This is a genomic window from Candidatus Erwinia dacicola (genome assembly GCF_001756855.1).
Lineage (GTDB): Bacteria > Pseudomonadota > Gammaproteobacteria > Enterobacterales > Enterobacteriaceae > Erwinia > Erwinia dacicola.
Window position 1 is genome coordinate 1 of sequence record NZ_MAYS01000336.1, and the last position, 1,380, is coordinate 1,380.

The following is a 1,380-nucleotide window of genomic DNA, read 5'->3' on the forward strand; positions in this document are numbered from 1 at the left end:
AGTTATGAATAACGCTATGCCTTCACTTAAGACGCTTTTGCAGCTGCCTTGCGGGTGGCAATTGATCCGACAAACAACTGGCCATGATGGAGTGACTATTCATTTGCAGGCAACGCGTAAAACCTCACGCTGCCCTGAATGCATGAGGCTCAGCAGTTCTGTACATAGCTGTCGACGACGCCGTATACAGCATCTGCCATGCGCTGGGCAGGCTCTCTGGCTGATATTTGCCGTTCGCCACTGGTACTGTCGTAACCCATCCTGTTCACGAAAAATCTTTGCCGAATCCCTGGCTCCTTTTGCGGGCTCACGACAGCAGACTTCGCAGTTAGTGCAAAATTAAAGTCTGTTGCAAATGGATGCTCTGCAGGCAAAGGACACTGAACTTGCAAAAGCTTGGATACTTGCAAATCTGCCTCGCGGCTTTCTTAATTGATGACATGATCTAGCTATCGCTGGCCTTTCCCCCCTGAAGGCACGACAGAAAAACGAAGGGATAACTCTTTGTGGAGAATAACAAAAATGGTTATCCGTGGCTTACGTGGAGCCATTACCGGGTCAGTTCCGCTGGAAGCGTATGTCGTGAAACTGAAGTGTGTGGGCCATCGCCTCAACGAGCCGCCCAGACGACGTATTCTTCAGATGGTCCGGACATTAAGTTAGCGCCTATGGGGATTCCCCTCCGGCACGGATTATTTTGCCGCACGTTCGAAAGAGGAAACAATTTCAGCTTTCGCCGTTGCAACGTTTTCCCAACCGTCAACTTTAACCCATTTGCCTTTTTCCAGCGCTTTGTACTGCTCGAAGAAGTGGGTGATCTGGCCGCGCAGAAGTTCTGGCAGGTCGTTCACATCTTGGATGTGCTCGTACTCTTTACTCAGCTTGCTGTGAGGAACCGCAAAAACCTTGGCATCTTCACCGGATTCGTCGGTCATTTTCAGTACGCCAACCGGACGGCAGCGGATCACTGAACTTGGCTGCAGTGGGTAGGGCGTTGGCACCAGAACGTCGACCGGGTCACCATCCAAGGAAAGCGTGTTGTTGATATAACCGTAGTTGCATGGATAGAACATCGCAGTCGCCATGAAGCGGTCTACGAACAGTGCGCCAGTCTCTTTGTCGACTTCGTATTTGATTGGAGAGGCATTCGCAGGGATCTCAATCACGACGTAGATATCATCTGGCAGGTCTTTGCCCGCAGGAACATGGTTCAGGCTCATTTCGATTCCTTAAATTAGCGTAGTTAAGTGCCAAGTATTATAGCTATCTCACCCGGCAACGCACCCCCTTTTCCCGGCTTTCAGAATAGACCTGAGTACGGTTTCGCGACGTTTGTGAAAAAAGAGGGAGCCTAGTGGTCAACTAGGCTGTGTCCCTTAA

At 50.4% G+C, this 1,380-nt stretch carries 1 protein-coding gene and 2 pseudogenes; 2 read left to right on the plus strand and 1 reads right to left on the minus strand.

From position 1 onward, the window contains the following. Positions 1–4: 4 nt before the first annotated feature. Both BBW68_RS16545 and BBW68_RS19790 read left to right on the plus strand, forming a co-directional pair. Positions 5–340, plus strand: a pseudogene (locus tag BBW68_RS16545) (transposase family protein); the annotation flags it as partial. Between the two features lie 3 nt (positions 341–343). Next, positions 344–663, plus strand: a pseudogene (locus BBW68_RS19790) (IS4 family transposase); the annotation flags it as partial. Positions 664–692: 29 nt separating this feature from the next. Here the strand turns inward: BBW68_RS19790 and ppa are convergent. After that, the gene (ppa, locus tag BBW68_RS09770) at positions 693–1,220 is read right to left on the minus strand and encodes an inorganic diphosphatase (RefSeq protein ID WP_070135213.1); all 528 of its coding nucleotides are present in this window, start codon (positions 1,218–1,220) and stop codon (positions 693–695) included. Positions 1,221–1,380 lie beyond the last annotated feature (160 nt).